We start from the raw sequence: 16,871 nt of genomic DNA, 5'->3' as shown, positions 1-16,871 counted from the left end.
CCGTTTGATAACGGCGAGAAAAATTAAATCCACAAAAGGTTCACGATGGAAACATTCTTCACCATATTGATCTTATTGCTCACCGTCTCGTTGTCCGGCGTCGTGACGCGCATCTTGCCCTTCCAAATCCCGCTTCCGCTGATGCAAATCATCGTTGGCGCCGTCTTGGCCTGGCCGCAGTTTGGGTTGCATATCGACTTCAATCCCGAGCTTTTCTTGATGCTGTTTATTCCCCCGCTGCTGTTCGCCGACGGTTGGAAAACGCCGGCGCAAGAGTTCATCCATTACGGCAGAGAAATCCTTTGTCTGGCCTTGGTGCTGGTGATCATCACGGTCGTCGGGGTGGGTTATCTGATTCACTTCCTGCTCCCGTCAATCCCCCTCGCCGCCGCGTTTGCCCTGGCCGCCGTTCTGTCGCCAACGGACGCCGTGGCGCTGTCCGGCATTGTCGGTAAAGGACGCATGCCCAAACCCGTGATGAGCGTGATCGAAGGGGAGGCGCTGATGAACGACGCCTCCGGATTGGTTTCCCTCAACTTCTCCATCGCTGTCGCGCTCGGCGCGATGGCGTTTACCCTGGAGAGCGCCTTTCTGACTTTTCTGCAGGTATCGATTGGCGGGGTGCTGTGCGGCATCATTATTGTCTTTCTCTATAATCAAATGGTTAAGTTCATCCATAAATGGATGTATAACGATTCCGCCACCCAGATTATTTTCTCGCTGTTACTGCCCTTTTCCTGCTATCTGATTGCGGAAAGAATCGGCGTATCCGGCATCCTGGCCGCCGTCAGCGCCGGCATGATGATTGGCCAATCCAAAGTGAATCGCAGCATGCCGCTGGTGCGTTTACGCACCAATAATATTTGGGAAATGCTCGAGTTCGTGTTTAACGGCATGGTGTTTATTCTGCTTGGGCTGCAGCTGCCAGGCATCTTGAACTTCACCGTGGCGCAAACCGGTATCGATCATTCCATCAGCCTGGAGACGCTGCTGGCTTACGTGGTGATCATCTATTTTAGTTTGATCGCCGTGCGTTTGATTTGGCTGTGGCTGATGAAGGTCGGCAGCGCGACCCTGATGCGCAAAGATCCGCTGTTATTTTCGAAATTCAGCACGCGCGATCTGTTCGTCGCCGCCTTTGCCGGGGTGCGAGGGGCGGTGACCCTGGCGGGCGTGCTGTCAATTCCGCTGTTTTTATTGGATGGCTCGCCATTCCCGGGGCGGTATCAGCTGGTGTTTATCGCCTCGGGGGTCATCTTGCTGTCGATCGTCGTCGGCATCGTCACGCTGCCCTTCCTGTTGCGCGGCAATTTGCCGCCGGAAGAAGATCAGGAAGAGGCTTTCTCCGTTTCAGAAGCCTTGGCGAGCGCGGCGACCAAAGCCGTTAACGAAACCAAGGAAAAGCTGCTCGTCGCCCCGCCGGACGACGCCACGCCGGAGCTGATTGAAGAAACGACGCGGCGGATGCTGGACGTGCTGCAACGTAAAATTCTGACCAAAGAAGACGTTAAGAATATCGTGGCGCTGAAGCGGCTGGAAAAGCAGTTGTACTTAGCCTCGTTGCACGCGGAAAGAGAAGAGCTGTACCGGCTGCGCCGCATGAAGAAAATCAGCCATGAGAAACAGAGAAAGCTGCTGCATCGCATTGATATCACTGAGGTGCTGATCGCTGAAGACAGCGTTTAAACGAGGAGATGAAGGCGGTTCGCCCCCCGCCTTCGGCGCGCGGTTGCCGGCCCAAAGCCGCAATCGCGCACCGCAACCGAACGGGAGCTCACGCCACGCCCGCCGTTCGGCTATCTGTGGTACCACGCCTTGAAATACTTCAAAAAGCTGTAGGACACCGCGTAAACGCCGGTCACGGCCCCGACCCGGCCCGCTTTCCAGGCGCGCTGAAAATTTAAGTATTTAGAATATTGGCTGCCCTGTCATGCCCTGGATGATGGCATCTGACTATTTCATCAATTTCAATGAAATCAAAGAGAAAACTGAATTCGACTCGGGCGTTCACCGCACCGGCTCACGCGCTGGCGGGCGCCGAGCGCGAGAGCGGCGCTTGGCGGCGCCTTGGTTTTGTTATAACGTATCAAAAAACAAGTAAAGGGAAGACGACGATGAAAATCCAGCTGTCGCTGTTGTTTCTCAGCCTGCTGGCCGGCAAGGCCGCAGCGTTTCAGTCGAAAGTGCCCGAACCGCGCCCGGAGCAGGCGCGGGTGGCGGAACAAAACATCGAACATCTGTTTTACGGCTTTCACGCCATGGACGCCCAGCCGGTGAGCATCGGCAGCTGCGCGGCGGTGCCGGTAGCGGGATGCCAATGCGCATTCTGCACCCAGCTGCGGCAGGCCGGGCGCTGAGCCGCCCCCTTATTCAACCCAGCTCATATTGCACGTTCAATTGCCCTTTCTTCATCTTTAGGCCGGTAATCGCGATCGCGCCCACCTCGCCAAGCGCGGCGACATGGGTGCCGCCACAGCCGTAGGCGGGCAACTCGCCGAAGCCGACCTGGCGCAGGCCGTCCACCGCCTGCTGGCGGCGCGGCAGATCGGCGGCGATCAAACGCATCAGCTCCGCCTGCAAAAAGTCCACTTCTATCGTCTGCGCATCCGATCCCGGCGCGAAAGTGATGCGCCCTTCCCCCGGCCAATGATGCGCCTTGACCGGCCGCCAGCCCCGGGTTTCGCCCAACCAGCCGATCAGATGCCCAGCGGAGTGCCAGCGGGCGTGCAGCCGACGCTGCGCTTCATCGATTTGCATCGTAACCGGCCCGTTCGGCAGCGGCGCGGCGGTAAAGTGCACCACGGTATCCCCCTGCTGCTGCACCCGCAGCACGGTAACGCCGCCTAACGACCCCACATCGGAAGGCTGGCCGCCGCCCTGCGGGTGGAACAGCGTGGCGTCCAGTTCCACGGCGTAAGCGCCCGCCTCGGCCGGCGCACAGCTCAACACCCGCGCCTGGCCCTGTAAATCGTCGCTGTAGTAATAACGTCGCTCGGTCATCATTTTTTCTCCTCGGTTCGGAGAGCCATTATATTCATGCCATAATCGGAGGATAATCCGCCGCCATCACAATGGACTTTTGCGTCATGAGCACAAATCTTTCTTACGCGCTGTTGGCCGAAATGGCCGTTTTCGTTCAGGTGGTAGAGAGCGGCAGCTTTTCCGCCGCCGCCCGCAAGCTGGGCGCTTCGCCTTCCGCCGTCAGCCGCAGCGTGGCGAAGCTCGAACAGGCGCTGACGCTGCAGCTGCTGCACCGCACCACCCGCAAACTGCGGCTGAGCGAAAGCGGCGAAGAGGTGTTTGCGCACTGCCGCACCCTGCTGGCGGCGGCCGACGCGGTGATGGCGATCGGCGGGCGCGGCGCCGCGGAGCCAGAAGGACTGGTCAGCGTCAGCGTACCCAAAGCGGTGGGCCGCTTCGTGCTGCATCCGCACATGCCGGAGTTCCTGCGCCGCTACCCGAAGGTGGACGTGCGGCTGCGGCTGGAAGATCGCTACATGGATTTGATAGACGATCGGGTCGATCTGGCGCTGCGCATTACCGATCGCCCGTCGCCCGGGTTGATCGGCCGCCAGTTGATGAGAATAGACCATCTGCTGTGCGCCACGCCGCACTACCTGGCGCAGCACGGCGCGCCGCAGCACCCGCACGATCTGGCGGCGCACAGCTGCATCTATCTGGGGGAAACGCCGAGCGACGCGCAATGGAAATTCCGCCGCAGCGGCAAAACGATGACGGTCAACGTGCGCGGCCGCTACGCCGCCAACCACACCGGCGTGCGGCTGGACGCGGTGAAACGGCATATCGGCATCGGCAGCCTGCCGTACTTTACCGCCCGCCAGGCGCTCGACGACGGCGAGATCGTGCAGGTGTTGCCGGAATGGGATTTCCTCAGCAGCTATCACGGCGGCCTGTGGTTGCTCTACGCGCCCAACCAGTATCTGCCGCCCAAACTGCGGGTGTTTATCGACTATCTCGTCGCCTGCCTGGCGCAGGAGCCGCAGTTAAAGCGCCTTGCGTAGCGTGATGTTGATGCGGTGCGGCCCCACCAGCGAGTGGTAGCCTTCCTTGACCGGCAGGATGCCGTGAAAACAGAGCCGAGATGGGCCGCCCCACACCACCACATCGCCGTGCGCCAGCGGGATGCGCCGCGCCCGGTCGCTGCGTTGCAGGCCACCGAACTGAAACACCGCCGGCAGCCCGAGCGACACCGAGACGATCGGCGCGCCGAAGTCGTGTTCGTCTTTATCCTGATGCAGCGACAGCTTGCTGCCCGGATCGTAACGGTTCATCAGGCAGGAATCCGGCACGAAGGAGCCGAAGCCCGCCTGCTGCGCAGCTTCGTCCGCCAGCGCCATCAGGATCGGCGGAATGGCCGGCCAGCGTTTGCCGCTGCGCGCGTCGCGTTCCGAATAGCGGTAGCCCCGGCTGTCGCTGGTCCAGCCGTTGCCGCACCAGCTCATCGCCACCGACATCACGTGCCCGCCGGGGGTGGTCAAATGCCGCCACGGCACCTGGGCCACCACGCCCTGCACCGCCGCCAGCAGTGCCGGCCCGTGATCGCGCACGAAGCCGTGCATCACCACCGCGCCGGGGGCGATCTCTTCGCGCCACGGCGGCGGCAGCGCGTCTTCAAAAAGATCGATTGTCATCGCCAAAACCTGTATGAATACACAGTATCCATTGTAACCCGCCGCCGCCGATTGTCCAGCGCCCGGCGGCGCCATTGTTGTTGGCGGCAAATTTCTCTACAGTAGCCGCCATAAAATCAATCACTCACCAGGAATGCGTGTGATTAAGGGCATCACTCTTTCAGTCGTCGCCTCCATCTTGTTCGGCGCGATGTATTACTTCACCTCTACCCTCACCCCGCTGAACGGCGAGCAGGTCTACGGCTGGCGCACGCTGCTGACGCTGCCGTTCCTGACGCTGTTCATGGCGCTGTCCGGCGATTGGCGCAAGGTGGGCGACACGCTGGCCTGGATCGGCCAACGGCCGCCGCGTCTGCTGGGCCTGCTGCTCACCTCGGCGCTGCTGGGGGTGCAGCTGTGGTTGTTCCTGTGGGCGCCGCTGCACGGCAAGGCGCTCGACGTATCGCTCGGTTATTTTCTGCTGCCGCTGACCATGGTGCTGGTGGGCCGTTTGATTTACCGCGATCGGCTGTCGCTGCTGCAAAAACTGGCGGTGGCATGCGCCATGGTGGGGGTGGGTAATGAGCTGTATCAGGCGGGTGGCGTGTCGTGGCCGACGCTGGTGGTGGCGCTGGGTTATCCGCTCTACTTTATTTTGCGGCGGCGTTTCGGCACCGACAATCTCGGCGGGCTGTGGTGCGAGCTGGCGTTGATGCTGCCGGCTGCGGCCTGGTTCGCCTTCGGCGACGGTGGCGCCGCGGCGCTGCAGATCAATACCGAGCTGTATTGGCGCATTCCGCTGCTCGGCGTCATCAGCGCCGTGGCATTGGTGTGCTATATCCTCGCCAGCCGCCTGCTGCCGTTCAGCCTGTTCGGCCTGCTGAGCTATGTGGAACCGGTGCTGCTGGTGATCGTCGCGCTGCTGCTCGGCGAGAGCATCAGCCAAAGCGAATGGCCAACCTATCTGGCGATCTGGCTGGCGGTGCTGCTGCTGGCGGCGGAAGGCGCGCAGCACCTGCTGCGCCGCCAGCGGGTCTGACTCAGGCGGCCAGCGTGGCGCCGCCGTCGATCACGATATCCTGCATGGTGATGTGGCTGGCCAAGTCGGAGGCCAGGAACAACACCGCGTTGGCGATCTCGTCCGGGCGGGCGATTTTACCCAGCGGGATCCCCAGTTTGAACAGCTCGGGGAAGCCGGCGATGGTGCGCTGCTGTGCATCGTCGGTCTGCCACATGCCGCGCTGCATCGGCGTGTCGGTCGAGCCCGGCGACACCAGATTGCAGCGCACGCCGAACGGCGCCATCTCCAGCCCCACGCAGTGGTTCAGGCTGGTCAGCGCCGCCTTGGAGGCGCAGTAGGCCGCCATCTGCGCGCGCGGCACGTGCGCGGCGTTGGAGCCGATGCTGACGATCGCCCCGCTGCGCTGCGCCTTGAAGTGCGGCAGCACGGCGCGGAACAGGTAAAACGCCCCCGAGGCGTTGACGTTGATGCACTGGTGCCAGTCATCCACGCTCAGATCTTCAGTATTGCCCATGCGCAGAATGCCGGCGGCATTGACCAACACGTCCAGTCGCGGGTTTTCCGCCAGCTGTTGGCGGCACACCGCCTCCACCTGCTCCGGCCGGCTGATGTCCAGCGTCACGCAAGGGTAAGGCAGATCCGGGTTGGCGAACTCGCGGTCAAACCCCACCACCTCGGCGCCCTGCGTCAAAAAATGCCGGGCGATCTGCTCGCCGATGCCGCGCGCCGCGCCGGTCACCCACACGCGTTTGCCGGTGAAATCCATCTGAATGCTCATGCGCGCACCGCCATCCGGGCGCACAGCCGGGTCATGTTGTTGTTCATCGTTGTCTCCTGCGAAAAGCATGTGATGCGGCGCGCTGCGCCGCACAGTGGCCCTACAGCGCGCCGCTGTTCAGGCCGAAAGCGTTGAGCATGGTGCCCAGTTTGGCGGCGGTTTCCATCCACTCGGACTGCGGCGTCGAGGCGGCGACGATGCCCGCGCCGGCGAACAGACGCACCCGGTTGCCGCGCAGCAGGCCGCTGCGGATGACGATCGCCCACTCGCCGTCGCCGTTGGCGTCGCACCAGCCGACGATGCCGCTGAACAGGCCGCGATCGTGCGGTTCCAGATCGGCGATCAATTGGCGGGCGCTCTCGGTCGGGAAGCCGCACAGCGCCGGCGTCGGATGCAGCAGGCAGGCCAGTTGCATCACGTTGAGCGCGGGGTTCAGCAACTCGCCGCGAATGCGGGTGGACAGGTGCCACATGGTGCCGGTGCTGAGCAGCGACGGGCCGCTCGGTACGCTCAGGCTGGCGCACAGCGGCGCCAGGCGCCGACGAATGTCGTCGATCACCAGTTTGTGTTCGTATTTGTCTTTGGTCGAGCGCATCAGGCGCTCGCTGCCGAGGCGATCCTGCCGCGCATCGTCCTGACGGCGCGCCGACCCCGCCAGCGGATTGGTGTGGATTTCGCCGCCCTGCTTGCGGATCAGCAGCTCCGGGCTGGCGCCGAGCAGCACGCCGCCATCGGCCAGCGGCAGGGAGAAGTGGTATCCGGTCGGGTTCTGCACCATCAGGTTATTGAGGATTTGGTGACCCGCCACCGGCTGCTCCAGCTCGATGTCGAGGATGCGCGACAGCACCGCCTTGTCCAGCTTGCCTTGTTTGAAGCGGCTGACCGCTTCCGCCACCGCGTGCTTGAAGCGCGGCTCGTCCGGAATGCTGGTGCAGGCGGCCAGGCGATGCGGCTGTTGCAGCATCGGGCGCGCGGCGCGGGTAAAGCTGTCGTTGGCGACAAACTGGCAGTTTTCAGGCACGTACAGGCTGGAAGGCCGGCGCGTATCGAACGGAATGGCGCCCACCACCACCGGTACCGCCTGGCCGGCGGCTTTGGCGCGCGCCAACGTCTGGCGGATATGCTGCGCCAGCGCGCTGTCTTCCTGCTCGCCGCCGAACGCCGGCGTCTCAATGCGCTCGAACACGCCGCTGGCGGAGAGGGAACGGAATTCGGACCGGTACAAAAAGGTCGATTGTTCGGCGTACGCAAACCCGGGGAAGGTTTGGTTTTCTGTCGTCAGTGTCGCCACAAGACCACTCCTTTGTTGCGCTTCACCAATGATAATGTTTATGCGAATAGTTATCATTAGCTGTAAAGGGATGGTAAATTACACCGGTTCCCCACCGTGGGTCAATCTCCGATGAATGAATCTTTCCGCCCGCTGAGTCAAATTCGCGTTACGGCACGAAAAGAAATAACACATTGTTATTATTGAATTTTAGCAAAAAATAAAGGTCGTGACGTCGTCACCTTCACGCCAAAAATGCCCGCTGAACCGGCGCCCGGCGGGGCAATGCGGCGTCAATGTCTTAAGCAGCTCTAATACGAACGTCTGCCGCTGCACATCCACGGCCGTCATGCGCGCATCAAGAAAATCGAAGTAACAACGCACCTGCGGATACAGCGCCTTAAACAGGCTCTCTTTGGCGGAAAACGTCAGCGTCAGCAGCGCGTTGAACGGCAGCGTTTCGCCCAGCAACGCCTCGCGCTCCGCCGGTGAAACGATCGCGCTCCACAGCTCCTCCGCCCGCTCGTCAGACAGCAGCGTCTCCACATCCAGCCCAACGCCGCCCAGCCCGCTCTCGCGATGCACGGCGCACAGCGCGGTATGCGAATTATGGCTCAGCGCCCCGGCGATGCCCGGCGGCCACTGCGGCGCGCGATCTTCGCCGCGCGCCAGGGTGAAGTCGGCGAAACCGAGTGGCGCCAACAGCTGGCGCGCCAGAACACGCCCGGCCAGATACTCCGCACGGCGTTTCGGCACCGCGCGCGCCAGATGGTCCGGCAGCGCAAAGCCCGCCTCAGAAAAACTGTCGTCGCGGTAATCCGCCAGCGCAAACTGGCAGCGCGCCACCTGGCCCGGATAGCCGTCCGGCGTGAAAAATTCGATATTGCGGATAAAAGTGGGCAACGGCGGTATCCATGATAAGCAGGCAGGCTGATGATGTTAGCCCCCGAAACCGCCTGCAACAATGACCCTGGGCAAAATAAATGGCGTTAAGGCCGGCACGGCGGCGCGTTAGCCGGGATGGGAAGAGGCCTCTCCCCCGCATTCGGGAGAGAGGCTGGGCATTACAGGATGCCCTTCATGGTCTTCTCGAAATCGCTCCAGGCGCAGAAACCGTCCTTGTCGATCGGGCAGCCTTTCAGCGCCAGCGTTACCCGCTGCGGCGGGGTTTGCAGCGTCAGCGGCGTCGCCTTGCGCAACTGTTCGGTGGACTGATAGACGTACTCGATCTTCAGCAATACACGGTCGTTCTGCGCGTCGCGCCAGCGTTGGAACACCAGCTTGCCGCCGATCGGCGTTTTCTCGTACTGCTGCGGCAGCTGATACGGCTGGAACTGCATGGCCGACAGCAGCGAAGCGATATTGGAGTCGTGGCCGACCAGCACCGTCAGCTTCGGCGCGTCCGGTTTGCGCTCGCCGAGCAGCGCGTTGTTGATGTAGGTCAGCAGCGGCCTGGCGACGTTTTGCGCCACCACCGGCGAGGTGAACAGCGAATCCTGATAGCCATCTTTCAGCTGCGCCAGCTGTTTCCACTGATGCGGGGTAGCGATTTTGCCCCAGGCCACCTCTTTCATCGGGAAACCTTCGTAGTACTGCAGCATAAAGGCGTCCACCAGCGAGTTGCCCACCCGCAGCGGGCCGGAGACGCCCGGTTCTTTGCCCGGCACCGCGCTCATCACGCTGGCTTCTTTGGTCAGGTCGCAGTGTTTGTCGGTCTTGCAGGCGGCGGAATCCTTGTAATCGATGATCTTCGCCAGCTGTTGATACGAGGCGTCCAGCTTCAGCGATCCCAGCGCGGCGTTCATCGCCGCCAGCGCCTGCTGGTTGAAGGCTTCGCCGGTGTCGGTGATGATCGGGTTGAAAGTCGGATCCATCTCGCCCATCTTGTCCTGATGGTGCACGCTGACGTCGCAGCCCGGGAACGCGCCGTTGCTGAAGAACTGTGCGGTGGCCACCGTGCGCTGCAGGCTGTTGGCGTAGACGTACACGCTGCCGGCGGTCGGGCAGCCCTCTTGCGGCAACAGGCCGGTCTGCTTCAGCCAGGCGTTGAAATAGTGCCCCATGTACACTTCCAGCACCCCGCCCTTGGTGGTCAGCTGGCCGCCCGGCGTTTCCCAGGCCGGCCAGGCCTTCGGCGTGGACTGCGCCAGCACGCTGCCGTTGTTGGCCAGCGGCGCGCGCAGGTTATGGCGGCTCATCACCAGCACCTGTTCCAGTTGATAACCGCCGGCGTCCGCCAGCGCGTTCCCGGTGAATAACAAGGGCAGGCACAGCAATAACGTTTTTTTTCTCATCCGCAGAGGCTCCCGGAAAATGATTATTTTTAAGGTGTTAGCGTTTGCCTGCGTATGATGGCGGGGTTAGTGTGACAAGTGTGTGACAGGGTTCACGGGAAAAGATCGTACCAGCGGCCGCCGGGCGGCGGCCGCTGTGCGTCAACTCAGTACCACAGGCTCATGATCGGCCAGCCGATCAGCAGCAGCGCGGCGATGTACACCACGCCGAGAATGCCGCCCAGGCGCCAGTAGTCTTTCGATTTCACGTAGCCGCAGCCGTAGATGATCACCCCCGGCCCGGTGGCGTACGGCGTCAGCACGCCCATGATGCCGATCGACAGCACCAGCAGCATCGACAGCTGCTCCATCGGCACGCCCGGCAACCCTTTGCCGACCGCCAGGATCACCGGCAGCATGGTGGCGGTGTGCGCCGACAGGCTGGCGAACAGGTAGTGGGCGAAGTAGAACACCAGCACCAGCGCCACCACCGTCATGTTCGGCGAGAAGCCGTCCAGGTGGGTGCTCATGGTCTGGGCGAACCAGTCGATAAAGCCGGAGCGCGTCAGGCCGTTGGCCATCACCACCAGCGTCGCCAGGTTAACCAGCGTATTCCAGGCGCTGGAATATTTGGTGATCTCTTTCCACGACACCACGTGCAGCGCCAGCATCAGCGACACCGCCAACAGGCACACCGCGGTGGCGTCCAGCACCTTGCCGCCGAACACCCACAGGCACAGGCTGAGCAGCACCAGGCCGATCAGGGTGTACTCCTTGCGAGTCAGCTTGCCCATTTCCCCCAGCGCGGTATTCGCCCAGGCGGCCACTTCGCTGCTGTGGGTCACGCCCGGCTTGTACAGATAGTAGGAGATCAGCGGCGCGATGATCAGCAGCAGCAGGCCGACCGGCAGGAACGCCAGGAACCACTGCATCCAGCTGATGTGCACCCCGGCTATCTTGCCGACGAACTCGATGCCCAGCACGTTCGGCGCGGCGCCGGTGACGAACATCGAGGAGCTGATGCTGGTGCCGACCACCATCATCCACATCAGGTAACCGCCGATGCGGCGCGAAGAGGGATCGTTAGGGAAGGAATCGAACAGCGGCGGCAGGTTTTTCACCACCGGGAACACCGTGCCGCCGGTGCGCGCGGTGTTGGACGGCGTGAACGGCGCCAGCAGGATATCGATGATCACCACCGCATAGCCCAGCGTCAGCGTACGCTTGCCCATGAATTTCACCAGGAACAGCGCGATGCGCCGCCCCAGCCCGGTGGCCTCGTAGCCCAGCGCAAAAATAAAGGCGCCGAACACCAGCCAGACGGTGGTGCTGGAGAAGCCCGCCAGCCCCCATTTCAGCGCCTCTTTACCGGCCTTGAAACCCGGCTCCGCCAGTTCCTGCGCACCGAACAGCACCCAGTTGGCGCTGAGCACGCTGACAGTCACCGCGATAAAGCTGATGGCGGTGGCCGGGATCGGCTCCAGAATCATGCCGACGATCATCGCCACGAAGATGGCGAAGTAGTGCCACGCCTGCGGCGGCATGCCGTCGGGCACCGGTATCAATAACAGGATCGCGAGCACCGCCAGCGGCGCTATCGCTTTCCAGATCTTTTCCTGGGTTTGGGACATAGGGACTCTCCTGAAGGCTTGGTTATTATTCTTGGGCACCCAGCTGCGCCAGCAGCCAGGTCACTATCAACAGGTCGGCGCTGCCGCCGGGGCTGAGGTTGCGGGCAATGCAATCGGCATCGAAGCGCCGCAGGCGCGCCAGGCCCGCCTCCCCGGCCGAACCGCCCTGCGCCAGCAGCAACGCCGCCCGGCGCCGCAGCCAGCGCAGGGCGTGCATGCCGCCGCGCGAGGCGACGTTGGTGTCATCGTTGTGGGCCATCAGCCACAGCAGGCTGTCCAGCAGCGCCCGCTGTTCGTCGCCGCCGGCGGCCAGCCGTTGCCGATACAGCGGCAGCGCGCCGTCCAGCACCAGCCGAAAACCGGCCTCCGCCTCGCCGCGCGCGCCGCTGAGGCCGTAGGCAGCGAACAGCCGCTGGCCGGCGGTCTGCCCGGCGTTGTTGCGCCGCAGCTCGCGGTCCACCAATCCTCGGCACATCGCCGCCGTTTCGGCGCACAGCGCCGCTGCGCCGATGGCGCGCCCCTGCTGCTGCAGGCGGCCGAAGGCGGCGCACAACAACCCGAGCGAGAACACGCTGCCCTTGTGGGTGTTAATGCCGCCGGTGGCGCGAAACATCTGGTTTTCGCAGGCCAGGCCCAGCGGCCGCAGCCGCGCCAGCTGCTGTTCTGCCGGCAGAGCCGCGTCTTCGCGCCCGCGCTGGATAAAGCGCGGCAGCCACACGCCGATGGCGCGGGCGCTGCGGTAGAAATGCCCGAGATCCATGTCGCGGTGGGCGCCGGTGTTATGACGATCGACCAGCCCCGGTTTGGGCGTGAGGTTGACCTCCACCAGCAGCGCGCGAAAGGCGGCGCGGGCGAAGTCGCAGGCCGGTTCGGCACGGCGGGCGGGCAGGTTAATCGGCAGAGATCGCATCGTTGAACATCCTTTCCATTTCATGCAGCAGCTGCTCGCTGCTGTGCCGCCGCTGGCGGGCGCAGATCTTGGCCGGTTGGCCACACAGCAGGCAGCGCCGTTCCGGCAGGCCGATATCGCGGCGCGACAAAATGCGCCCCTGCGTATCCAGCACGTCGATATCCCACAGCCGGCCGATCGGGCGGCTCACCTCCAGCTGCATGGCGCAGTCCTTCACCCGCTGGGCATCGGCGCGCAGCGCAACAAAACCTTCGCAGCCGGTGGAGAGCGCCAGTGCTTCGGCCTGCGGGCTGGGCCAGCCCTGCTCGGCGCACAGCCGCAGCAGCGCCGCCCACCCGAGGTTGAAGATGCCGCGCGTCAGCGCGCTGTCCTTCACCGGGCCGGGGACGACCAGCGTCAGCACCAGCAGCGTGCACTGGTGCTGCGCCAGCCACGCCTGCTGGCGCGCCTGACGGCATTCGCGGCTGGTGAGCAGCTCCGGCAGGCTGGCCGCGCGTTCGGCGGCCAGTTGAGGATCGACGGCGGCCATCGCTTACTCCGCCACCTGATGCACCACGTCGATCACCGAACCGTCGCGGTAGCGCACCACCGCCACCACCTTGTCGGTAAAGGCGATCGGCTGCGGTTCGCCGGTCAGCTGCAGCGCGCGGGCGCGCAGCCAGTCGATGCTCACCACCTCGAGCCCGGCCTCCCGCAGGCGCTGCGCCAGCTCCGGCCGCGCCGGGTTGACGGCGATGCCGTGGTCGGTCACCAGAATGTCGATGCTGGAGCCCGGCGTGACGCAGGTGGTCACCTGCTCCACCAGCGTCGGGATGCGCCCGCGCACCAGCGGCGCGACGATGATCGCCAGCCGCGCGGCGGCGGCGGTGTCGCAGTGGCCGCCGGATGCGCCGCGCAGCACGCCGTCGGAGCCGGTCAGCACGTTAACGTTGAAGCCGGTGTCGATTTCCAGCGCGCTCAGCACCACCACGTCGAGCCGATCGACCGACGCGCCCTTGGAGCTGAAGTTGGCGTACTGGTTGGCGCTGATTTCGATATGGCGCGGGTTGCGCGCCAGCGAGGTCGCCGCCGCCCGATCGAAGCTCTGCACGTCCAGCAGCTTGCCGATCAGCCCTTTCTCGTGCAGATCCACCATGGTCGAGGTGATGCCGCCGAGGGCGAACGCGGCGCGAATGCCGCGGGCGCGCATCTTGTCCTCCAGGAACCGGGTCACCGCCAGCGAGGCGCCGCCGGTGCCGGTTTGCAGCGAGAAGCCTTCGGTGAAGTAGCCGGAACCGGCGATCACCTCGGCGGCGCGGCGGGCGATCAGCAGCTCGCGCGGGTTCGAGGTCATGCGCGTGGCGTCGGCGCCGATCTTGTCGGCGTCGCCCACCCGCTCCAGCTGCACGATCAGATCCACCCGATCCTGCGCCAGGCTGGCGGGATGATGCGGATACGGCACCAGCTGCTCGGTCAGCAACACCACGGTGCCCGCCGCCTCGGCGTCCACCCGCGCATAGCCGAGCGAGCCGCAGCAGGCTTCACCGCTGTAGCCGTTGGCGTTGCCGAACTCATCGCAGGCCGGCACGCCGAGGAAGGCCACGTCTATCTTCAGCTCGCCGGATTCGATCAGGTTGACCCGGCCGCCGTGCGAGTGAATTTGCACCGGCTCCGCCAGCAGGCCGCGCGAAACGGCGTCCGCCAGCGGGCCGCGCAGCCCGGAGGTGTAAATGCGGCTCACCACGCCGTGGCGGATATGCTCAACCAGCGGCGCATGGCAGTCGGTCAGCGAGCTGGAGGCCAGCGTCAGGTTGCGGAACCCCATCGCCGCCAGCGTCTCCATCACCTGATTGAGCGTCAAATCACCACCGCGAAACGCATGGTGGAAGGAAATGGTCATGCCGTCCTGCAGCCCGCTGCGGCGCACCGCTTCCTGCAAGGAGTCACACAGTTTGAGATCGCGCGGTTTGCGCGCCTGCAGGTTGGCTTTGGACACGTCCTGATAGCCCGGCAGATCCGCCGGGTTGGCGAAGGTCATCAATCGTTGTTGGCGGTTCATCATGCTTCCTCCCCGTGCTGCGCCGGTTCTTCCCGTAAGCCGGACAGCGCGGCGCGCGCCAGCACCAGCCGGGCGCGTTCAATCACCGGGCTGTCGACCATTTTTCCGTTCAGCGACACCACGCCGCGCCCCTCCCGCTCCGCCGCTTCGGCGGCGTCCACCACCCGCTGCGCGTGCGCCACCTCTTTGGCGGTCGGCGCGTACAGGTTGTGCAGCAGCTCAATTTGGCGCGGGTTGATCAGCGATTTTCCGTCGAAGCCGAGCTGTTTGATCAGCGCCGCCTCCTGCAGGAAACCGGCCTCGTTGTTGGCGTCGGAGTAAACGGTGTCGAACGCCTGAATGCCGGCGGCGCGCGCCGCCTGCAGCAGCGAGCAGCGGGCGAACAGCAGCTCGATGCCTTCCGGCGAGCGTTCGGTGCGCAGGTTGCGTACATAGTCTTCCGCCCCCAGCGCGATGCCGATAAGACGCGGCGAAGCGTGCGCGATCGCCACCGCGTTGGTGATGCCCTGCGCCGATTCGATCGCCGCCAGCAGCCCGGTGCTGCCGACCGGCCGGCCGCAGGCCGCTTCGATGGCGGCAATCTCGCGCTCCATGTCGATAACGTCCTGCGCGCTGTCGGTCTTCGGCAGGCGCACGATGTCCGCGCCGCCGCGCACCACCGCCTGCAAATCCGCCAGGCCGTAGGCGGAGTCGAGCGCATTGACGCGCACGATGGTTTCCACCTCCTGGTACAGCGGGTGCTGCAGCGCGTGGTACACCAGCCGGCGCGCCGCGTCTTTTTCACGCAGGATCACCGAGTCTTCAAGATCGAACATCAGCGCATCGGCCTGATAGATAAAGGCGTTGCTGACCATCGCCGCGTTGGCGCCGGGGACGAACAACATGCTGCGGCGCAGCCGGGTTTTATTCAGCGTTTTCATCTTTCGCCTCCCACGGCAGTTGGCCACCCTCGCAGGCGCGCATCAGCGCGGTTTCCAGCCGAGCGCGCAGCACGCAGTCCAGCGCCCCTTTGTCGTCGACGATCACCTGCACCGGTTCCACCTCATAACGCTGCAGCACCTCCAGCAGGGTGCGGCGGATCGCCGCGCCGAACTGTTTTTCCACGCTGCTGGCGATCAGCAGATCGTGCTGTGGCCCTTCGGCGGGCGCGATGCGCACCATGACATCGCTGGATTCCAGCGTGCCGGCCATTGCTTCTCGGATAATTTTCATCATTCACCTGATTGTGCGGACTCAAAAGGATGCGGGGCCGCCTTGGCCCGGCGCTGCGTTTGCAGATCCTGCAGGTAGTACAGGGTGTCCGGCGGCACCAGCGGCGCGGCGGCGTGGAAGTCTCCCGCCGCCAGCAGCTTGCGCACCCAGGAGGCGGAGATCGCCGTGCCCTGATATTGCAAACGCTCGATTTCCACCAGCGCGATCGGCGGGCTGGGCAGCGCCGGCGTTTCCAGCCAGTAGCGCATGTCGCGGTTGTATTTCGCGGTCACCGCGCAGAACGGCTCGTTGCCGACGAAGCGGTGCGTAATGCCCAGCGCGGGCGCCAGATACTGGCGGAAGATCTTCAGATCGATTTCGGTGTAACAGTCGTCGGCCACGCCCTGGTCCTTGATGAAGTAACAGGGGAAGGTGGCGCGCGAGATCACGTACTGCGAGCCTTCGTGTACCGTGAGGTTGGGGATATCGGCGGTGCCGGCCAGCACCAGCCGGCGCCGGTCTTCATAGCTGAAGCGCGAGGTGTTTTCCTTCACCAGAAACAGGTGCAGCCAGTCGCAGCGTTTGGCCGCCTGCCGCACCAGATATTGGTGCCCGCGAGTGAAGGGGTTGGCGTTCATCACGATGCTGCCGATGGTCTCGCCAGGCCGGCGCTGGCTCGCCAGCTGGGCGGCGTAGCGCTTCAGGCGGCACGGGCTGTTTTCCATCAGCACCACGATGCCCGGCACGGTGGCGATCGGGTAGAAACCGCACTGGCGGAACAGCGGCTCGTTCTGCACCTTGGTGTAGATAAACAGCTGGGTGTGATGGCGCTCATAGGCCAGGTTCACCAGCTCGGTCGCCAGCGCCAGCGCCAACCCTTCGCCGCGCATCAGCGGGCTGATGGCGACGCATTTGATAATATTGTCGGCGATGCCGCCGCAGGCGACCAATTTGTCGTGCTGGGTAACGGTAATAAATATTTCAACCGTGGTGTCGATATTCAGATCGTTACTGCGCAAGAAGGCGCTTATTTCTGAAATCGCTTTATGATCCGATCGCTTTACCCGATTAAATACGGCATCGCCTAACATAACACGCTCTCTGGGTTAACTGGCAAACAACAAATGA

At 63.8% G+C, this 16,871-nt stretch carries 17 protein-coding genes and 1 pseudogene; 4 read left to right on the top strand and 14 right to left on the bottom strand.

Annotated elements, in window-relative coordinates; translation table 11 throughout:
- Positions 1-45: 45 nt before the first annotated feature.
- The gene (locus tag ACJ8OK_RS02040) at positions 46-1,686 is read left to right on the top strand and encodes a Na+/H+ antiporter (protein ID WP_016927100.1); all 1,641 of its coding nucleotides are present in this window, start codon (positions 46-48) and stop codon (positions 1,684-1,686) included.
- 110 nt (positions 1,687-1,796) lie between these two features.
- On the opposite strand, the pseudogene ACJ8OK_RS02035 reads toward ACJ8OK_RS02040, so the two are convergent.
- Positions 1,797-1,898 (bottom strand): annotated as a pseudogene (locus tag ACJ8OK_RS02035) (glycosyltransferase family 2 protein); the annotation flags it as partial.
- 216 nt (positions 1,899-2,114) lie between these two features.
- Here ACJ8OK_RS02035 and ACJ8OK_RS02030 point away from each other — a divergent pair.
- Positions 2,115-2,357: a hypothetical protein gene (locus tag ACJ8OK_RS02030; RefSeq protein WP_085336749.1), complete on the top strand. Its 243-nt coding sequence runs from the start codon at positions 2,115-2,117 to the stop codon at positions 2,355-2,357.
- Between the two features lie 13 nt (positions 2,358-2,370).
- Here ACJ8OK_RS02030 and ACJ8OK_RS02025 read toward each other — a convergent pair whose 3' ends face one another.
- The gene (locus ACJ8OK_RS02025; protein ID WP_033633626.1) at positions 2,371-3,000 is read right to left on the bottom strand and encodes a serine-tRNA(Ala) deacylase AlaX; all 630 of its coding nucleotides are present in this window, start codon (positions 2,998-3,000) and stop codon (positions 2,371-2,373) included.
- Between the two features lie 86 nt (positions 3,001-3,086).
- Between ACJ8OK_RS02025 and ACJ8OK_RS02020 the strand changes: the two genes are divergently transcribed.
- Entirely contained in the window at positions 3,087-4,022 is a 936-nt protein-coding gene (locus ACJ8OK_RS02020) for a LysR family transcriptional regulator (protein ID WP_135638340.1), read from the top strand.
- Here the strand turns inward: ACJ8OK_RS02020 and alkB are convergent.
- Positions 4,005-4,652: a DNA oxidative demethylase AlkB gene (gene alkB, locus ACJ8OK_RS02015; RefSeq protein WP_082996620.1), complete on the bottom strand. Its 648-nt coding sequence runs from the start codon at positions 4,650-4,652 to the stop codon at positions 4,005-4,007. The genes ACJ8OK_RS02020 and alkB overlap by 18 nt on opposite strands.
- Before the next feature lie 139 nt (positions 4,653-4,791).
- Here alkB and rarD point away from each other — a divergent pair, with 139 nt between their 5' ends.
- A complete protein-coding gene (rarD, locus tag ACJ8OK_RS02010) occupies positions 4,792-5,670 on the top strand; it encodes an EamA family transporter RarD (protein WP_049242401.1) in 879 nt (292 codons plus the stop codon).
- 1 nt (position 5,671) lies between these two features.
- Here rarD and dhbA read toward each other — a convergent pair whose 3' ends face one another.
- The 11 genes from dhbA to citC form a co-directional block, all read right to left on the bottom strand.
- Positions 5,672-6,430, bottom strand: coding sequence for a 2,3-dihydro-2,3-dihydroxybenzoate dehydrogenase (gene dhbA, locus ACJ8OK_RS02005; RefSeq protein ID WP_031300685.1), 759 nt, complete (start codon positions 6,428-6,430; stop codon positions 5,672-5,674).
- Positions 6,431-6,530: 100 nt separating this feature from the next.
- Positions 6,531-7,721, bottom strand: coding sequence for an isochorismate synthase (locus tag ACJ8OK_RS02000; RefSeq protein WP_082996619.1), 1,191 nt, complete (start codon positions 7,719-7,721; stop codon positions 6,531-6,533).
- Positions 7,722-7,910: 189 nt separating this feature from the next.
- Positions 7,911-8,603, bottom strand: coding sequence for a 4'-phosphopantetheinyl transferase family protein (locus ACJ8OK_RS01995; RefSeq protein ID WP_082996618.1), 693 nt, complete (start codon positions 8,601-8,603; stop codon positions 7,911-7,913).
- A 161-nt stretch (positions 8,604-8,764) separates the two neighbouring features.
- Entirely contained in the window at positions 8,765-9,994 is a 1,230-nt protein-coding gene (gene agp / locus ACJ8OK_RS01990) for a bifunctional glucose-1-phosphatase/inositol phosphatase (RefSeq protein WP_082996617.1), read from the bottom strand.
- A gap of 146 nt (positions 9,995-10,140) precedes the next feature.
- On the bottom strand, positions 10,141-11,604 hold the full coding sequence (locus ACJ8OK_RS01985) for an anion permease (RefSeq protein WP_016927089.1): 1,464 nt from the start codon (positions 11,602-11,604) through the stop codon (positions 10,141-10,143).
- A 25-nt stretch (positions 11,605-11,629) separates the two neighbouring features.
- Entirely contained in the window at positions 11,630-12,514 is an 885-nt protein-coding gene (gene citG, locus ACJ8OK_RS01980; protein ID WP_033632624.1) for a triphosphoribosyl-dephospho-CoA synthase CitG, read from the bottom strand.
- On the bottom strand, positions 12,495-13,043 hold the full coding sequence (gene citX, locus ACJ8OK_RS01975; protein ID WP_442530358.1) for a citrate lyase holo-[acyl-carrier protein] synthase: 549 nt from the start codon (positions 13,041-13,043) through the stop codon (positions 12,495-12,497). Before citX ends, citG begins: the two co-directional genes overlap by 20 nt.
- Before the next feature lie 3 nt (positions 13,044-13,046).
- Positions 13,047-14,552: a citrate lyase subunit alpha gene (gene citF, locus ACJ8OK_RS01970; protein WP_004940815.1), complete on the bottom strand. Its 1,506-nt coding sequence runs from the start codon at positions 14,550-14,552 to the stop codon at positions 13,047-13,049.
- Positions 14,552-15,472 (bottom strand): citrate (pro-3S)-lyase subunit beta, encoded by a 921-nt coding sequence (citE, locus tag ACJ8OK_RS01965; RefSeq protein ID WP_033632623.1) that lies wholly within the window; start codon positions 15,470-15,472, stop codon positions 14,552-14,554. Before citE ends, citF begins: the two co-directional genes overlap by 1 nt.
- Complete coding sequence (citD, locus tag ACJ8OK_RS01960; protein WP_004940811.1) at positions 15,456-15,764, bottom strand: citrate lyase acyl carrier protein; 309 nt, start codon at positions 15,762-15,764, stop codon at positions 15,456-15,458. The genes citE and citD overlap by 17 nt, the downstream gene beginning before the upstream one ends.
- On the bottom strand, positions 15,764-16,834 hold the full coding sequence (gene citC, locus ACJ8OK_RS01955; protein ID WP_028127715.1) for a [citrate (pro-3S)-lyase] ligase: 1,071 nt from the start codon (positions 16,832-16,834) through the stop codon (positions 15,764-15,766). The genes citD and citC overlap by 1 nt, the downstream gene beginning before the upstream one ends.
- Between the last annotated feature and the right edge of the window lie 37 nt (positions 16,835-16,871).

Origin of the sequence: Serratia sp. CY71090, assembly GCF_052166845.1 — a bacterium.
Lineage (GTDB): Bacteria > Pseudomonadota > Gammaproteobacteria > Enterobacterales > Enterobacteriaceae > Serratia > Serratia nematodiphila.
This window is presented reverse-complemented; position numbering and strand designations above follow the sequence as displayed.

What these genes read in the sequence shown, in the direction of transcription:
- ACJ8OK_RS02040 (WP_016927100.1), top strand. Translation starts at nt 46, where the DNA reads ATGGAAACATTCTTCACCATATTGATCTTATTGCTCACCGTCTCGTTG.
- ACJ8OK_RS02030 (WP_085336749.1), top strand. Translation starts at nt 2,115, where the DNA reads ATGAAAATCCAGCTGTCGCTGTTGTTTCTCAGCCTGCTGGCCGGCAAG.
- ACJ8OK_RS02025 (WP_033633626.1), bottom strand. Translation starts at nt 3,000, where the DNA reads ATGACCGAGCGACGTTATTACTACAGCGACGATTTACAGGGCCAGGCG.
- ACJ8OK_RS02020 (WP_135638340.1), top strand. Translation starts at nt 3,087, where the DNA reads ATGAGCACAAATCTTTCTTACGCGCTGTTGGCCGAAATGGCCGTTTTC.
- alkB (WP_082996620.1), bottom strand. Translation starts at nt 4,652, where the DNA reads ATGACAATCGATCTTTTTGAAGACGCGCTGCCGCCGCCGTGGCGCGAA.
- dhbA (WP_031300685.1), bottom strand. Translation starts at nt 6,430, where the DNA reads ATGAGCATTCAGATGGATTTCACCGGCAAACGCGTGTGGGTGACCGGC.
- agp (WP_082996617.1), bottom strand. Translation starts at nt 9,994, where the DNA reads ATGAGAAAAAAAACGTTATTGCTGTGCCTGCCCTTGTTATTCACCGGG.
- ACJ8OK_RS01985 (WP_016927089.1), bottom strand. Translation starts at nt 11,604, where the DNA reads ATGTCCCAAACCCAGGAAAAGATCTGGAAAGCGATAGCGCCGCTGGCG.
- citG (WP_033632624.1), bottom strand. Translation starts at nt 12,514, where the DNA reads ATGCGATCTCTGCCGATTAACCTGCCCGCCCGCCGTGCCGAACCGGCC.
- citX (WP_442530358.1), bottom strand. Translation starts at nt 13,043, where the DNA reads ATGGCCGCCGTCGATCCTCAACTGGCCGCCGAACGCGCGGCCAGCCTG.
- citF (WP_004940815.1), bottom strand. Translation starts at nt 14,552, where the DNA reads ATGAACCGCCAACAACGATTGATGACCTTCGCCAACCCGGCGGATCTG.
- citE (WP_033632623.1), bottom strand. Translation starts at nt 15,472, where the DNA reads ATGAAAACGCTGAATAAAACCCGGCTGCGCCGCAGCATGTTGTTCGTC.
- citD (WP_004940811.1), bottom strand. Translation starts at nt 15,764, where the DNA reads ATGAAAATTATCCGAGAAGCAATGGCCGGCACGCTGGAATCCAGCGAT.
- citC (WP_028127715.1), bottom strand. Translation starts at nt 16,834, where the DNA reads ATGTTAGGCGATGCCGTATTTAATCGGGTAAAGCGATCGGATCATAAA.